General features: G+C 77.6%; 2 protein-coding genes. Both read right to left on the reverse strand.

The genetic code is table 11. The features are described 5' to 3' along the window. The coding region (locus tag K353_RS05460) for a non-ribosomal peptide synthetase (RefSeq protein WP_199527994.1) at nucleotides 1-5,399 on the reverse strand (5,399 nt) is incomplete at its 3' end. 56 nt (nucleotides 5,400-5,455) lie between these two features. Further along, a complete protein-coding gene (locus K353_RS05465) occupies nucleotides 5,456-17,875 on the reverse strand; it encodes a non-ribosomal peptide synthetase (RefSeq protein ID WP_111552406.1) in 12,420 nt (4,139 codons plus the stop codon). Nucleotides 17,876-17,906: the final 31 nt, after the last annotated feature.

Here is a 17,906-nt window from a genome sequence, read left to right on the forward strand (position 1 = left end):
GCGTCGCGGCGCAGCGCCTCGTCCAGGACGTGCACCTCGTGGCCCTCGACCAGCCAGAGCAGCTCCTCCCACGACATGTCGAAGGAGAACGACACCGTGTGGGCGATGCGCAGGCGACGGCCGCCGGCCGAGGCCACCACCGGATCGAAGATCGCCTCGCGGTGGTTCAACTGCATGTTGGTCAGACCATGGTACGGCGTCACCACCCCCTTGGGGCGGCCCGTCGAACCCGAGGTGAAGATCACGTACGCGGCGGCGTCCGGGTCGTACGGCACCCGGTACGGCTCGGCCGGCAGCGCGGCCAGCTCGGCGACCACCGCCGGGTCGTCCAGCAGCAGGCGGGGCACGCCCGGGGTGAACGGCATCCGGGGCAGGGCGGTGCTGTGGGTGACCAGGACGACGGGGGCGGTGTCCTCGACCATGAACGCCAGCCGGTCCGCCGGGTAGTCCAACTCCAGCGGCAGGTACGCCGCACCCGCCCGCAACACCGCGAACAGCGCCGCCACCATGTCCAACGACCGCGGCAACCCCAACGCCACCACCGTCTCCGGACCAGCCCCCCGCGCCGCCAACAACCGCGCCAACCGGTCCACCCGCGCATCCAACTCCGCGTACGACCACGACTCCGACCCGAACACCAGCGCCGTCTCCCCCGGCACCGACACCGCCCGCTGCGCCAACAACTCCGCCACCGACGCCGACGGCAACTCCCGACCCGTCGAAGCCCACCCGGCCAGCAACTCCCGCTCCCCCGCCGTCAACACGTCCAGGCTGCGGACGGGGCGGTCGGGGTCGGCGGTGAGCTGGTCGAGCAGGACGATCAGGCGCTGGGCGTGCTGTTCGACCTCGGTGCGGGTGAAGACGTCGGGGCGGTACTTCCACTCGAAGGTGAGCGCCTCGCCGGGGTTGGTGATGAAGATCAGCGGGAAGTGCGCGGCGTCGACGTCCTCGACCTCGCGGACGCCGAGGCGTTCGCGCAGTTCGGCCCGGCTGGCGGCGTCGGCGGGGGTGTTGCGGAGCACCTGGAGGGTGTCGAAGAGGCGGCCGAAGCCGGTGCCGCGCTGGATCGCGCCCAGGCCGGTCTGGTGGTGCGGCAGCAGCTCGGCCTGCTCGGCCTGGTGGCGGGCCAGGAACGCGGCGACGCCCTCGCCGCCGTCCAGGGTGGCGCGCACCGGGACGGTGTTGAGGAACATGCCGATGGTGCCGTCGATGCCGGGCAGTTCGGCGGGGCGGCCGGAGACGGTGGCGCCGAACACCACGTCCTGCCGGTTGGTCAGCCCGGCCAGCAGCAGCGCCCACGCGCCGGACAGCACGGTGTTCAGGGTGAGGCCGTGGGCGCGGGTGAACGCGCTGACGCGGGTGGTGAGTTCGGTGCTCAGCCGGGCGGTGACGGAGTGCGGCAGCAGCCCGGCCCGCTCGCGGGCCTGCGGGGCGAGCAGGGTCGGCTCGTCCAGGCCGGCCAGCGCCTCGCGCCAGGCCGCGGCGCCCTGCTCGGCGTCGCGGGCGGCCAGCCAGCGCAGGAACTCCCGGTAGGGCAGGCCGGGTTCGGGGGCGGGCAGGCCGGCGCAGCGGCTCAGCAGCTCCTGGAGGAACAGGCCGGAGGACCAGCCGTCCCAGAGCAGCGCGTGGTTGGTGACCAGGATGCACTGCCCGCCGCCGGGGGCCAGCACCGAGACCAGGCGCAGCAGCGGCGGCGCGGCCGGGTCGAACCGGGTGGCGGCCTCGGCAGCCTTCAACTCCTCCAGACACGAGGCGAACTGATTGTCCGTCAGACCGGAGAGATCGGTCTCGGTGAGCGGCACGTCGACGGCGCGCGGCACGAACTGGACCGGCCGGTCGGGGCCGGTCTGCAGGAAGCCGGCCCGCAGGTTGGGGTGGGCGCCCAGCACGGCGGCGACGGCGGCGCGCAGGGTCTCCAGCGGGACGCGGCGGTCGAGGGTGATGACGTCGCGGGCGGTGTAGACGTCCACGGCGCTGTCGTCGTAGTCGGCCTCGAACAGCAGGCCCTCCTGGAGCGGGGAGACCGGCCAGACCTCCTCGATCTCCAGGTGCGGGGCGGCGGCCCGGACGGCGGCGAGTTCGGCCTCGGTGGCGGCGGGGAGCTCGGGCAGTGCGGGCCCGGCGGTGGCGGCCTCCCGGCTGTCGGCGAGCGCGGCCAGCGCGGCGGGGGTGCGCCGCTCGAAGACGTCGCGCGGGCTGAGGGCGAGCCCCTCGGCGCGGGCGGCGCCGATCAGGCGGATCGAGGAGATCGAGTCGCCGCCGAGCCGGAAGAAGTCGTCCTCCGCGCCGACCGGCGGGGCCTCCCCGTCGGCGGCCACGGGCAGGCCGAGCACCTCGGCGTACAGCTCGCACAGCAGGTGCTCGGTCGCGGTCTCGGCGGCGCGCGAACCGGCCGCGCCCGCGTAGTCGAGGGCGTCCTCGGGGAGCGCGGCGCGGTCGAGCTTGCCGTTGACGGTCAGCGGCAGGGCGTCCAGCACGGCGAACGCGGAGGGCACCATGTACGCGGGCAGCCGGGCGGCCAGCGCGGCCCGGACCTCGGCGGTGTCCAGCTCGCCCGCGCCGGAGGGCACCAGGTAGGCGACCAGCCGGTCGACGGGGCCGCGCCGGACCAGCACCGCGCCGTGCGCGACGGCCGGGTGCTCGGCCAACGCGGCCTCGATCTCGCCGAGTTCGATCCGGTAGCCGCGGATCTTCACCTGCTCGTCGGCCCGGCCCAGGTAGTCGAGCGTGCCGTCGGGGCGGCGGCGCACCAGGTCGCCGGTGCGGTACATCCGGCTGCCCGGCTCGCCGAACGGGTCGGCGACGAACCGGCCCGCGGTCAGGCCCGGCCGGCCCAGGTAGCCGCGCGCCACCTGCACGCCCGCCAGGTACAGCTCGCCGGGCGCGCCGTCCGGCACCGGCCGCAGCAGCGCGTCCAGCACGTACGCGCTGCCGCCGGTGAGCGGGCGGCCGACGGCCGGGGTGGGGCTGTCGGCGAGGTCGGCGACCAGGGCGTCCACGGTGAACTCGGTCGGGCCGTAGTAGTTGAGCACGGTGGTGCCGGGCGCGGCGCGCAGCGCCTCGCGCAGCTGCGTCCACAGCGCCTCGGGCAGCGCCTCGCCGCCGAGCAGCAGCACCGGCGGGCGGTGCTCGCCGGTCAGCAGGCCGCTGTCCAGCAGCTGCTGGGCGTAGGTGGGGGTGACGTCCAGGGCGTGGACCCGCTCGGCGCGGGTGTAGGCGACGACGGCCTCGGCGTCCCGGCGGTCGTCCTCGCCGAGCAGGTGCAGTTCGTGGCCGCCGAGCAGCCAGATCAGCTGCTCCCAGGAGGAGTCGAAGGAGAACGAGGCGGTGTGCAGGGCGCGCAGCCGCGGCTCCCCGGTGGCGGACTCGGCGGCGGCGCGGGCGGCGGCGAACTCGCGGGTCAGGTGGTCGTGCGCGAGGTTGGCCAGGCCCGCGTGGGTGAGCACCACGCCCTTGGGGCGGCCGGTGGAGCCGGAGGTGTGGATGACGTACGCGGCCTGCGCGGGGGCGACCGGGACGGTCACCGGCGCGACGGGCGCGGCGAGCCGGGCCCGGACCTCCGGGTCGTCGAGCAGCACGACGGTGGCGGCGGGGTGCTCGGGCAGCCGGGCCAGCACGGCGCGGGTGGTGAGCAGGACGGCGGGGCGGGCGTCGTCCAGCAGCAGGGCCAGCCGCTCGTCGGGGTGGTCGAGGTCCATCGGCAGGTAGGCGCCGCCGGCCCGCAGCACGGCGAGCAGCGCGGTGACCGCCTCGGTGGAGCGCGGCAGAGCGAGGGCGCAGAGCTGTTCGGCGCGCAGGCCCCCGGCCAGCAGCAGGTGGGCCAACGCGTCGACGTCGGCGTCGAGTTCGGGGAAGGTGCGGGTGGTGCGGGTGCCGTCGAGGGCGGGGCCGACCAGGGCGCGGGCGGCGGTGCCGCTCCCGGCGGCCTCGGCGGCGCGCTCGCGCAGCAGGGCGTCGATGCCCGGCGGCGGGACGGCGGGCAGCGCGGGGCCGGCGGTGGCGGCGGGCAGCGCGGCGCGCTCGGCGGCGGTGAGCAGGTCGAGGCGGGCCAGCGGGGTGTCCGGGTCGGCGGCGAAGCGCTCGACCAGGGCGAGGAAGCGCTCAGCGACGGTGGCGGCCGTCTCGGCGTCGAACACGTCGGGCCGGTACTCGAGTTCGAGCCTCAGGTCGGCGCCGGGCAGCAGGGTCAGGCCGAGCGGGTAGTGGGTGGCGTCGCGGGCGCCGAGCGCGGTGACGGTCGGGCCGCCGGTGCCGGCCAGCGCGGTCTTCAGCGCCTCGCCGCCGCCCTGGTAGTTCTCCACCACCAGCAGGGTGTCGAACAGCGCGCCGCCCGCCCCGGCGGCGCGCTGGATCGCGGCCAGGCCGAGGTGCTGGTGCTCCATCAGCTCGGCCTGCGCGTACTGCACCTCCGCGGCGGCGGCGGCCAGGGTGGCTCCGGCGGCGGGGCGCACCCGGACGGGGACGGTGTTGATGAACAGGCCGACCATGCCCTCCGCGCCCGGCAGGTCGGCGGGGCGGCCGGAGACGGTGGTGCCGAACACGGTGTCGGTGCTGCCGGTGAGCGCTCCGACCAGCACGCCCCACAGCGTGTACGCGACGTTGCCCAGGGTCAGCCCCCGGCCGCGGACGGCGGCGGCGAACCGGGCGGTCAGCTCGGCCCCCGCCTGCCGGACGACCAGCCCGGGCTCCACCGCGCCCGCCCCGGCGACCGCCGGGGCCACCGGGTGCGGGGTGTCGAACCCGGCGAGGGCCGCCGCCCAGGCCCGTTCGGCGGCGGCGGTGTCCCGGGTGGCCAGCAGCGCGAGGTGGTCCCGGTAGGGGCGCACCGGCGGCAGCGGCTCGCCCCGGTAGAGCGCGAGCAGCTCGCGCACCACGATCGGCATCGACCAGCCGTCCAGCAGCAGGTGGTGGCAGGTCAGCACCAGCCGGTGCCGGTCGGCGCCCAGCCGCAGCAGGGCGAGGCGCAGCAGCGGCGGCGCGTCCAGCTCGAACGGGCGCCGCCAGTCCGCGTCCATCTCCCGCTGCACGGCGTCCGGCCCGCGCCCGGCCAGGTCGGCGACCCGCAGCGGGGTCTCCACGGTGCGCTGGACGAACTGCAGGACGTCCTGCGGGTCCTCGTACCAGAACCCGACCCGCAGGTTGGCGTGCCGCTCCAGCAGCGCGTCCACGGCGGCGGCCAGCCGGGGCACCTCGACCGGCCCGGCCAGGTCGAGGTGCGACTGCACCACGTACACGTCCCGCGCGGCGTCGTCGTACAGCGCGTGGAACAGCAGGCCCTCCTGGAGCGAGGACAGCGGGTACACGTCCTCCAGGTCCGACGGGGCCGCACCGGTCGCACCGGTCGCACCGGTCGAGCCGGACGCCTGCGGGTCGTCGTGCGGGGTGGTGGAGTCGTTCATCGCGGGGTTCTCAGTCCTGGGCTCGGAGGAGGGGTGGGTGGGGGGCGCGGGGGTGGTCATCGGCGGCGGCGCCCGCGCAGCTTGGACTCCAGCCGGTCGAGCTGGGCCTGCTTGAGGGTGACCAGCGGCGGGTTCGCCGCGGCCGGGGCGGCGGAGCCGGTGCCGGTGCTGCCGGTGCCGGCCAGGCGGTCGGCGGTGGCGCCGGCGAGGGCGCCGAGGCCGTCCAGCGCGGCGAGCCAGGCGTCGGCGATCCCGGCCGCCTCCGCCTCGGTCAACAGGGCCTGCGGCCAGGACAGTTCGACCACCAGCTCCGGCCGGCCGTCCCGGTCGGCGACGACCACGGCGTCGATCTCCAGCGGGTACCCGGCCGGGGTCGCCGGGTCGGGTCCGGCCCCGGCGGAGACCGCCGCGCGTTCGGGGGCCGGGGCGAGCGGCCAGCCGCCCGCCGACGGGGCGGCCTGGTCGGTGCGGCCCCGGTAGTTGAACAGCACCGGGGAGGCCGGGGCGGCGGCCAGCAGCGGGGCGGTCTGCGGGTTGAGGTGGCGCAGCAGGCCGTGGCCGAGCCCCTTGTCTGGGGCGGCGCGCAGCTGCTCCCGGACCCGGTCCAGCGCGTCCGCGGTGGCGGCGGGGTCGAGTCCGGCCAGGTCGAGGCGGACGGGGTGGACGGTGGTGAACCAGCCGACGGTGCCGGACAGGTCGGGGGTGTGGCCGTCGTGGCCGCCGCGGCCGTGGCCCTCCAGGTCGAGCTGGAGCGCGGGGGCGGCGTCGGGCCGGGTGCGGGCCAGACCGAGGACGAGGGCGGCGAGCAGCAGTTCGTCGGTGCCGGTGCCGGGGACGGCGAGCAGCGGGGCGGTGCGGTCGGCGGGCAGGGTGCGGCGCAGGGTGCGCAGGGTGGCCGCGGTGTCGCGGGCCGGGTCGGCGGCCAGGTGGGCGAGCGGCCCGGGCGGGCCGGTGAGCGCGGTGCGCCAGTGGGCGGTCTCGGCGAGGCGGCTGCGCTGCTGGGCGTGGGTGTGCAGGTGGGCGGCCCAGTCGCGGAGGGCGACGGGTTCGGGGGCGGGGGCGGGGCGGCGGCCGGCGGCGGCCTCCCGGTGGGCGGCGGCCAGGCGCGGGAGCAGGATGCGCCAGGAGACGCCGTCCACGGCGAGGTGGTGGACGGTCAGCAGCAGCCGGCCCTCGGCCTGCTCGCCCGCGTCGAACCAGACGGCGCGCAGCATCCGTCCGGCGGCCGGGTCGAGGGCGTCGGCGGCCCGGTCGGCCTCGGCGGTGAGCCGTTCGGCGGTGGGACTGCCGGGGGCGGGGACGCGGCGCAGCAGGGCGGGGTCGGCGGTGGGCGGGAGGACCTGCTGGGTCCACAGGCCGTCGGTGTCGTCCAGCGCGGTGCGCAGCGCGGGGTGGGCCTCGACCAGGGCGGCGAGCGCGGTGCGCAGCGCCTGCTCGCCGAGTCCGCCGGGGACGGCGAGCAGCACGGACTGGTTGAACCGCCGGACCGGGCCGCCGCGTTCGCGCAGCCAGTGCACGACGGGCAGCAGCGGCACCGGTCCCTCGGTCGGGACGGCGGCGGGCGCGGCCGGGGCGGCGGGGGCGGTGGGCTCGGCGGGTGCGGCGCCGCCGAACGCGGCGGTCAGCGCGGCGGGCGTCGGGTGCTGGAAGACGTCCTTGGTGGTGATCGCGTACCCGGCGCTCCTGGCCCGGCTGACCACCTGGAGCGAGACGATGCTGTCGCCGCCGAGCGCGAAGAAGTTCTCCTCCTCGCCGACCTCGGCCAGGCCCAGCACCTCCGCGAACACCCGGGCGAAGGCGGAGGACCCGCGCCGGGCCGGAGCCTGGGCGGCGGCGGCCTGGACGGCGGTCGGGGCGGCGGCCGGGCCGGCGGGCTGCCGTCCAGGGTCGGGCAGCGCCTTGCGGTCGAGCTTGCCGTTGACGGACAGCGGCAGGGCGGCGAGTTCCACCACCACGGCGGGCACCAGGTGCTCGGGCAGGGTGGCGGCCAGCGCGGCCCGCGCGCCGTGGCCGGTGGCGCCGGAGCCGGCGGCGGGCACCACGTAGCCGACCAGCTGCCGGGTGCCGCCGGCGAGCTGCCGGACCGCGACCGCCGCCTGGGCGATGCCGGGGACGGCGGCGAGGGCGGCCTCGACCTCGCCGAGTTCGATCCGGAAGCCGCGGATCTTGACCTGGTCGTCGGTGCGGCCCAGGTACTCGACGCTACCGTCGATCCGGTGGCGGACCAGGTCGCCGGTGCGGTACATCCGCTCGCCGGGCCCGCCGTAGGGGTCGGCGACGAAGCGGGACGCGGTCAGGCCGGGGCGGCCCAGGTAGCCGCGGGCCAGCTGGACGCCCGCCAGGTAGAGCTCGCCGGGCACGCCGACCGGGCAGGGGCGCAGCGCGGCGTCCAGCACGTGCAGGCGGGTGTTCCAGGCGGGTCGGCCGATCGGGACGGTGCCCGCGCCGGCCCAGGCCCGGTGGTGGGTGACGTCGACGGCGGCCTCGGTGGGGCCGTACAGGTTGTGCAGTTCGATCTGCGGCCACAGGGCCAGGAAGCGGTCGACGGCGGCGGCGGGCAGGGCCTCGCCGGAGCAGAACACCCGTCGCACGGTGGCGAACCGGCGGCGCAGGGCCGGGTCGCTCTCGGCGGCGGCGGTGAACGCGGCGAGCATGGACGGCACGAAGTGGCAGGTGGTGACGGCGGCGCGGGCGGTCAGGTCGGCCAGCTGGGCGGGGTCGCGGTGGCTGCCGGGGCGGGCCAGCACGACGCGGGCGCCGACGGTCAGCGGGAGGAAGAACTCCCAGACCGAGACGTCGAACCCGGCCGGGGTCTTCTGCAGGACGCGGTCGGCGGCGCCGATCGCGTACAGCTCCCGCATCCACTCCAGGCGGTTGACGATGGCCCGGTGGGTGACGACCACGCCCTTGGGGCGGCCGGTGGAGCCGGAGGTGAAGATGACGTAGGCGGCGTGGTCGGGGCCGGGCTCGGTGAGGGCGGCGTCCCGCGGGCCGGTGGCGTCGACCGGCAGGACGGGGACGCCGTCCACCGCCGGGACGGCGTCGGTGGCGCCGGGCAGGGTGAGCACGCAGACCGGGCGGGCGTCCTCGATCATGCCCGCGAGGCGTTCGGCCGGGTACTCGGTGTCCAGCGGCAGGTAGGCGGCGCCGGCCCGCTCCACGCCCAGCAGGGCGACCATCAGGTCGGTGGAGCGCGGGACGGCGACGCCGACCACCGCGTCCGGTCCGGCCCCGCGGGCGGTCAGCGCGCCCGCCAAGGTGCCTGCGCTGTCCCACAGTCGGCGGTAGGTCAGCTGTTCGCCCTCGAAGTCGACGGCGACCGCGTCGGGCGTGGCGGCGACCTGTTCGGCGATCCGGCTGACCAGGGTGCCCGCGCGGACCGGGATGGCGGTGGCGTTCCACTCCCCCGCCAGGCCGCGCAGCTCCTCGGCGGAGGTGGGCTCGATCCGGGCGATCGGCTGCCGGGGGTCGGCCAGGGCCTGGTCCAGGACGCGCAGCAGGCGGGTGCCGAACAGGCGGGCGGTGGCCCGGTCGAACAGGTCCTCGGCGTGGATGACGGTCAGGTCGGTGCGGGTGCCGTCGGCGGACTCCACGAAGGTGAACGCCAGGTCGAAGCGGGCGGCGTGCACCGGGTCGGGCAGCAGGGCGGTGCGGGCGCCGAGCAGCCGGTCCAGGCCGCCGGCCTCCTTGCGGTACTGCACCATCACCTGGAACAGCGGGTGGCGGCCCAGGCTCCGTTCGGGGTTGACCAGTTCGACCAGGCGGTCGAAGGGCAGCTCCTGGTGGGCGAGCGCGCCGAGCACGGTCTCCCGGGCGCGCTCCACCAGCTCGGCGAAGGCCGGGTCGCCGCTCAGGTCGTGGCGCAGCACCAGGGTGTTGACGAAGAAGCCGACCAGCTGCTCCAGTGCCTCGTCGCCGCGGCCGGCCACCGGCGCGCCGAGCGCGACGTCGGCGGTGCCGGCCAGCCGGCCCAGCAGCAGGGCGGCGGCGGCCTGCACCACCATGAACGGCGTCGCGCCGCTGGTGCGGCTGAACTCGCCCAGCCGGGACTGGAGTTCGGCGGGCAGGGCGAGCCGGACGGCGCCGCCGCGCCCGCTGGCCTCGGCGGGGCGGGGGCGGTCGGCGGGCAGCGCGAGTTCGGCGGGCAGCCCGGCCAGCTTCTCGGCCCAGTACGCGGACTGCTCCTGCATCGGCCGTTCGGCCTGCCACAGCGTGTGGTCGGCGAACTGGAGCGGCAGCGGCGGGAGTTCGGGGGTGCGCCCGGCCCGGCGGGCGGCGTACGCGGCGTCCAGGTCGCGCAGCAGCACGCCCTCGGACCACTCGTCGCCCGCGATGTGGTGCAGGGCCACACTCAGCACGTGGCGGTGCGGTCCGGCGCTGAGCAGCACGGCGCGCACCGGGATCTCCCCGGCCAGGTCGAAGACGTGCGCGCCGGCGGCGGCGGTCTCGGCGTCCAGCCGGTGCCCGGCCACCTGGCGGACCTCGAACGGCATCCCGGCCTGCTCCGCGGTCAGGACGCGCTGGTAGGGGCGGCCGTCCTGCTCGGCGCAGACGGTGCGCAGCGCCTCGTGCCGGGCCAGCACGTCGCCGAACGCGGCCTCCAGGGCGTCGGCGTCGAGTTCGCCGTCGATCCGCAGGGCGCACGGGATGGTGTAGGCGGTGGACGGGCCCTGGAGGCGGTCCAGGAACCAGAGCCGGGCCTGCGCGGGGGCGAGCGGGACCAGCTCGGGGCGCGGGCGGGCGGTGAGGGCGGCGTAGCCGGTGCCGGCGTCCTCCAGCCGGGCGGCGAACGCGGCTGGGGTGCGGGCCTCGAACAGGGCGCGGATGGCGACCTCGGCGCCGAGCGCGGCGCGCAGTCGGCCGACCACCCGGGTGGCGAGCAGCGAGTGGCCGCCGAGGGCGAAGAAGTCCTCGTCGACGCCGACCGCGGGCAGGCCGAGCACCTCGGCGTACGCCTCGCAGACCAGCTTCTCGCGCGCGGTGCGCGGGGCCCGGCCCGCCGGGGCGGCGTAGGCGTCGGCGCCGGGCTCGGGCAGCGCCTGGCGGTCGAGCTTGCCGTTGACGTTCAGCGGCAGCGCGTCCAGCAGGACCAGCGCGGCGGGGACGAGGTACTCGGGCAGCGCCTCGCCGAGCGCCTTGCGCAGCGCGGCGGGGTCGGCGCCGGCGCCGGGGGCGGGCACGACGTAGCCGATCAGGCGCTTGGCGCCGCCGGGGGCGGGGCGGACCACGACGGCGGCCTGGGCGACGCCGGGCAGCGCGGCGAGCGCGGCCTCGGCCTCGCCGGGTTCGACCCGGAAGCCGCGGATCTTGACCTGGTCGTCCTCGCGGCCCAGGTAGTCCAGGCTGCCGTCGGGGCGGTGCCGGACCAGGTCGCCGGTGCGGTACATCCGCTCGCCGGGCCCGCCGTACGGGTCGGCGACGAAGCGGGACGCGGTCAGCGCGGGCCGGTTGCCGTAGCCGCGGGCCAGGCCGGGCCCGGCGACGTACAGCTCGCCGGGGGTGCCGGGCGGGACGGGGCGCAGCCGGGCGTCCAGCACGTAGGTGCGGGTGTTGCCGATCGGCCGTCCGACGAAGGGGGTCGGGCTGTCGGCGAGGTCGGCGCCGAGGGTGTCGACGGTGTACTCGGTGGGGCCGTAGAAGTTGTGGCCGAGCACGCCGGGGGTGGCCCGCAGGCGCCGCCACAGGGTGTCGCCGACGGCCTCGCCGCCGACCAGGAACAGCAGCGGGCGGTGCGCCGGGTCGTCCAGCAGGCCCCACTCGACGAGCTGGGCGCCGAAGGACGGGGTGACGTCCAGGGTGTCGATCCGGTCGGCCGTCAGGCGGGCCGCGAGGGCCTGCGGGTCGCGGCGCAACTCCTCGCCGTAGACGTGCAGTTCGTGGCCGAGCAGCAGCCACAGCAGCTGCTCCCAGGAGGAGTCGAAGGAGAACGAGGCGGTGTGCGCGGCGCGCAGCACCCGCCCGCCGGCGGCGGCGACGGCCCGGGCGAAGACGGTGCCGCCGTGGTGCTCCAGCAGGTTGGCCAGGCCGCGGTGCGGGACCTGCACGCCCTTGGGGCGGCCGGTGGAGCCGGAGGTGTGGATGACGTAGGCGAGGTGGCCGGGCTCGGGGCGGACGGGTTCGGCGTCCAGGGTGCCGAGTTCGGCGAGCGGGACGGCGCCGAGTTCGGCGTCGGCCAGCGCGGGGCGTTCGGCGGCGAGTCCGGCGGTGGTGAGGGTGAGCAGCGGGGCGGCGTCGGCGAGCATCAGGGCGATCCGCTCGTCCGGGTGGTCGAGGTCGACCGGCAGGTAGGCGGCGCCGGCGGCGAGCACGCCGAGCAGGGCGGCGACCAGGTCGGCGGAGCGCGGCAGGGCGAGGGCGACCACGGTGTCCGGGCGGGCGCCGAGCGCGGCCAGGTGGCGGGCGTAGGTGTCGACCCGGTCGGCAAGCTGACGGAACGTCAGCCGCTCGGCGCCGTGCACGACGGCGGTCCGGTCGGGGTGGGCGGCGGCGGTGGCCCGGAAGGCGTCGACCACGGTGCCGGGGGGCACCGGGCGGCCGGTGGCGTTCCAGGCGTCCAGCGCGGTGTGCCGCTCCTCGGCGGTCAGCACCTCCAGCGCGCCGACGGGGGTGGCGGGTTCGGCGGCGATGGCGGCGAGCAGGCGCAGCAGGCGGGCGCCGACGGCGGCGGCCCGGTCGGGGGCGAAGGTGTCGGGGCGGTACTCGACGGTGAGCTGCGGGTGCTCGCCGGGCAGCACCAGGACGGTCAGCGGGTAGTGGGTGGCGCCCCGGTTGCCGATGCCCGCGACGCGCACCGCTCCGGCGGCCAGTTCGCCGGGCCGCATCGGGTAGTTCTCGAACACCAGCAGGGTGTCGAACAGGGTGCCGTGTCCGGCGGCGGCCTGGATCTGCGCCAGGCCCAGGTACTGGTGGTCGAGCAGCGCGGCCTGGGCCTGCTGGAGGCGGGCCAGCGCGTCGGCGACCGGCTCGTCCTCGTCGAGCGTGCAGCGCACCGGGAGGGTGTTGCTGAACAGGCCCACCGCGGCCTCCACGCCCGGGAGTTCGCCGGGGCGGCCGGAGACGGTGGTGCCGAACACGACGTCGGTGCGGCCGGTGAGGCGGCCCAGCAGGATCGCCCAGGCGCCCTGCACCAGGGTGTTGAGGGTCAGGCCGTGGCGGCGGGCGGTGGCGGTGAGCGCGGCGGCCAGCTCGGCCGGGATCGGCAGCTCCAGTTCGCGGGCGGCCCCGGCGCCCTCCCCGGGGGCGGTCGCGCCCAGGGCGTCGGCGAGCAGGGTGGGGCCCTCCAGGCCGGCCAGGGCGCGGCGCCAGGCGGCGGTGTCGGCGTCCGCGTCGCGTCCGGCCAGCCAGGCCAGGTGGTCGGCCCAGCGCGGGGCGGCGGGCAGTTCCTCGCCCCGGTAGGCGGTCAGCACCTCGCGCAGCAGCACGGGCGTGGACCAGCCGTCCATCACGATGTGGTGGCGGGTCAGCAGCAGCCGGTGCCGCTCGGGGCCGAGCGCGAGCAGCGCGCAGCGCACCAGCGGGGGCCGGGCCAGGTCGAAGCGGCGGGCGGCCTGCCCGTCGGCGATCCGGGCGGCCTCGGCGGCCTGCCGGTCGGCGTCGAGCCCGGACAGGTCGTGCTCGGTCCACGGGACGGGGGCCGGGGCGGCGAGGGCCTGCACGGGCTCGCCGGCGGCGGTGAGCGCGAAGGCGGCGCGCAGCGCGCCGTGCCGGGCCACGGCGGTGTCCACGGCCCGCACCAGGGCGGCGCGGTCCAGCGGGCCGTCCAGGTCGAGCGAGGTGAGCGAGGTGTAGGTGGCGTCGTCGCCGGCGGGCAGCATCCGGTCGTGGAAGAGCAGGCCCTCCTGGAGCGGGGAGAGCGGCAGCACGTCCTCCAGGCCCGGGTAGCGGGCGGCGAGGGCGTCCAGGTCGGCCTGGGCGACGGGGGCGAGCGGCACGTCGGAGGGGGTGGGCGCGGCGGCGTCCGGGCGGGCCGCCCACCGGGCGAGGGCGTCCAGCCGGTCGAACCACTCCTCGGCCAGCGCCCGGACCTCGGCCTCGCCGAACAGCGCCTCGGGCCAGGTGAGGTGGACGGTCAGCTCGGGGCCGTCGGCCCGCTCGTGGACGAACGCGCCGATCTCCAGGGCGTGTCCGCAGGGCCGGTCGGGGTCGGTGGTGGCGGTGATCGCGTCCCCGGCCTCGGGGGCGGGCGTCCAGGGCTCGCCGCCCGCGCCGAACCGGCCCAGGTAGTTGAAGAGCAGCCGGGGCTCGGGGGCGTCGGCGAGGGCGAGCGCCCCGGCGGCGTCCAGGTGGCGCAGCAGGCCCCAGCCGGTGCCCGCGTTGGGCAGGGCGCGCAGCCGCTCCTTGACCTCGGCGAGCGCGGCGCCGGGCTCCTGGCGGCCGGCCAGGTCGAGGTGCAGCGGGAACTCGCTGGTCAGCCAGCCGACGGTGCGCGAGGTGTCGGCGCCAGGGACGAGCTGGTCCTCGCGGCCGTGGCCCTCCAGGCGCAGCAGCAGGGTGGTGGCGGCGGCGTCCCCGTGCAGGGCGCGGCGGCGTTCCTGCACGGCCAGGGCGAGGCCGGCCAGCAGGACGTGGTCGACGCCGGCCCGGCGGGCGGCGGGGACGGTGGTGAGCAGCGGCGCGGTGCGCCCGGCGGGCAGGGTGAGCCGCAGGCGGCGGGTGCGGGCGGCGGTGTCGCGGCGCGGGTCGAGCGGCGCCTCGGCCAGCAGCGGGGCCTGCGGGTGCGCGGACTGCTGCTTCCAGTACGGGAGTTCGGCCTGCACGGCGGGGCTCGCGGCGGCGTCGGCCAGGCCGTGCGCCCAGGCCCGGGGCGAGGTCGGCACGGGGGCGAGCGGGCGGCCCTGGTAGGCGTCCCGCAGGTCGGGCAGCAGGATGCGCCAGGAGACGCCGTCGACGGCGAGGTGGTGCACCACCAGCACCAGCAGCCCGGACCGCTCGGGCCCGGCGTCCAGGTGGACGGCCTGGAGCAGCACGCCGAGGCCGGGGTCGAGCCGGCCGGCGGCGGCCTCCCGTTCGACCTCGGCGGCGGAGGTCAGCTCGGCGGCCTCGACCCGCAGCTGGCGCAGCAGTTCGGCCCCGGGCAGGGCGGCGGCGGGCCGGACCTCCAGGGTCCAGTCCGGCGCGGCCCCGGCGGTGGCGGCGGGGGCGGTGTGCAGGCGCAGCCGGAGGGCGTCGTGGTGGGCGGTGAGGGTGTCGAGGGCGGCGGCGAGGCGGTCCGGGTCGAGTCCGGCGGGGACGGTGAGGGTGACGGCCTGGCCGAAGCGGCCGATCGGGCCGCCCCGGTGGCGCAGCCACTCGCCGATGGGGGTGGCGGGCAGCGGGCCCTCGCGGTCGACGGCGGGGGCGGCCGGGGCGGCGGGCGCCGGGGTGTCGAGCGGGGTGAGCGCGGTGGCGATCCGGGCGACGGTGCGCCGGTCGAAGACGGTGCGCGGGGTGAGGGCGAGCCCGGCGTGCCGGGCCCGGCCGGCCAGTTGGATGGCGGAGATGCTGTCGCCGCCGAGCGAGAAGAAGTTGTCGTCGGCGCCGACCTGGTCCACCGGCAGGCCGAGGACCTCGGCGACCAGCGCGGCCAGGATGCGCTCGGTCGCGGTGCGCGGCGCGGTCGGGCCGGCCGGGTCGGCGGACGGCGCGGGCAGCGCCTTGCGGTCGAGCTTGCCGTTGACGGACAGCGGCAGGGCGTCCAGGCCGACCAGCACGGCGGGGACGAAGTACTCGGGCAGGGTGAGCGCCAGCCGGTCGCGCAGCGCCTGCGGGTCGGCGGCGGGCGGCACCACGTAGCCGACCAGCTGCCGTGCGCCGCCGGGGAGTTGGCGCACCGTGACGGCGGCCTGGTCGACGCCGGGCAGGGCGGCGAGGGCGGCTTCGACCTCGCCGAGTTCGATCCGGAAGCCGCGGATCTTGACCTGGTCGTCGGTGCGGCCCAGGTACTCGACGCTACCGTCGATCCGGTGGCGGACCAGGTCGCCGGTGCGGTACATCCGCTCGCCGGGCCCGCCGTAGGGGTCGGCGACGAAGCGGGACGCGGTCAGGCCGGGGCGGCCCAGGTAGCCGCGGGCCAGCTGGACGCCCGCCAGGTAGAGCTCGCCGGGCACGCCGACCGGGCAGGGGCGCAGCGCGGCGTCCAGCACGTACAGGCGGGTGTTCCAGACCGGGCGGCCGATCGGGACGGTGCCCGCGCCGGGGGCGGTGCGGTGGTGGGTGACGTCGACGGCGGCCTCGGTGGGGCCGTACAGGTTGTGCAGCGGGACGTCGGGGAGGGCGGCGTACCAGCGCTCGACGGTGTCGGCGGGCAGCGCCTCGCCGGAGCAGAAGGCGCGGCGCAGGGTGGCGCAGCGGGCGGCGAGGCCGGGCTCCTCCAGGAAGGCCCGCAGCATGGAGGGGACGAAGTGCAGGGTGGTGACGGCCCGTTCGGCGATCAGGTCGGCGAGGTAGCCGGGCTCCTTGTGGCCGTCGGGGCGGGCCAGCACGACGGTGGCGCCCTCGCACAGGGCCCAGAAGAACTCCCAGACCGAGACGTCGAACCCGGCCGGGGTCTTCTGCAGGACGCGGTCGTCGGCGGCGAGCCGGTACGCGTGCTGCATCCACTCCAGGCGGTTGGCGATGGCCCGGTGGGTGACGACGACGCCCTTGGGGCGGCCGGTGGAGCCGGAGGTGTAGATGACGTAGGCGGCGTGGTCGGGTCCGGCGGGCACCGGCGCGGCCCGGGGCGCGTCGGGCTCGCGGGCGTCGAGCAGCAGGGCGCGGGCGCGGGCCCCGGCCGGGAGCCGGTCCAGGACGGCGCCGACGGTGAGGACGCGGACCGGGTCGGCGTCCTCGACCATGCCGGCCAGCCGCTCGGCGGGGTGGTCGGTGTCCAGCGGCAGGTAGGCGGCGCCGGCCCGCTCCACGCCCAGCAGGGCGACCATCAGGTCGGTGGAGCGCGGCACGGCGACCGCGACCACGGTGTCGGGACCGGCTCCGTGCGCCGCCAGCTCCTCGGCCAGGTCCCCGGCCCGGAGCCAGAGTTGACGGTACGTCAGCTCGCCGTCGGGGGCGGTCACGGCCGGGGCGTCCGGGGTCCGCTCGACCCGGGCGGCGATCCGCTCGGCCAGGGTGCCGGGCGGCACCTCCCGCGCGGTGGCGTTCCAGCGCTCCAGGACGTCCGCGCGCTCCTCGTCGGCGAGCAGGTCCAGGGTGCCGAGCGGGCGCTGCGGCTCGGCCGCCAGGCGCTCCAGCAGGGCGGTGAACCGGCGTGCGTGCAGGGCGAGTTCGGCCTCGGTGTAGAGCAGCGGGTTGGCGTCGAACTCCAGCTGGAGCCGGTGGTCGGGGGTCTTGGCGACGGAGAGCGAGAGGTCGTCGACCGGGCCGGCCGCGAGGTTGACGGTGTGGCCGGGGCTGCCCGCGAAGTCCAGGTCGAGGTCGAAGGGCTTGATGTTGAGCAGCGGCCCGTACAGCCGCCCGTCGGTGCCGACCAGGCCGAGCGCGCGGCGCAACTCCTCGCCCCGGTACAGCTGGTGGCGCCGGACGTCCTTCAGTTCGGCGGCCGAGCGGCGCAGCAGGGCGTCGAAGCCGTCGGCCGGGTCGACGGCCAGCCGCAGCGGCAGGATGTTGACGGCCATGCCGACCACCCGCGGGGTGCCGGGCGCGGTGCGGGCCATCAGGTGCAGGCCGAGGACGGGGTCGGCGGTGCCGGTCATCCGGTGCAGGTAGGCGGCGAGGGCGGCGTGCGCGGCCTCGGCCCAGGTCGCTCGGGCGGCCCGGGCGGCGGCCAGCACGGGGGCGGTGCGCCCGGCGTCCAGGGTGATCCGGTGGCGGAGCGCGGCGGGCGCGGCGGCGGCCTGCTGCTCGGTGAGGGCGCGGACCTCCGGGCGGTCGGCGTGGCGGGCCAGCCACCAGTCGCGGTCGGCCGCCGCGGACTCGCCCCCGGCGTAGGCCCGTTCGGCCTCGCGCAGGACGGCGGCGGGCCGCAGCGGGCTGTCCGGGACGGCGTCCCCGGCGACCAGTGCGGTGTACACCTCGGCGACCCGGCGGGTGAACAGGGCCACGCCGTAGCCGTCGATCACCAGGTGGTGGAACCACTGGAACCACAGGTGCCGCTGCTCGCCGGTGCGCACCAGCAGCGCGCCGTGCAGCGCCTCGCGCTCCAGGTCGGCGGGGCGGGCGAGCTGGCGGCGGACCAGGTCGACGGCGGCCTGCTCGGGGTCGGTGGCGGCGCTGGTGTCGAGCCGGGCGAGCGTCCAGGCGTCGGGGTCGAAGCGGCGCCGGCGGGCCCGGTCGGTGCCCTCGGCGACGGCCAGGTGCAGTCCGTCGGACTCGGCGAGGGTGCGGGCGAGGGCGGCTTCGAGCAGGTCGGGCTGGAGCGGGCCGTCGATCCGGACGTACTGGCCGACGTTGTGGGCCGGGCTGCCGGGGTCGATCCGTTGCGCGGAGAGGACGCCGGCCTGGGCGGCCGTCAGCTCCTCCCGGTCGCCGTGCTCGGCCTGCGTGGTCGTGGTGCCAGCCATGGTCCGGCCCTTCCCGGTGTCGGCGGCCGCC

Origin of the sequence: Kitasatospora sp. SolWspMP-SS2h (genome assembly GCF_003259315.1) — a bacterium.
Taxonomy (GTDB): Bacteria; Actinomycetota; Actinomycetes; order Streptomycetales; family Streptomycetaceae; genus Kitasatospora; species Kitasatospora fiedleri.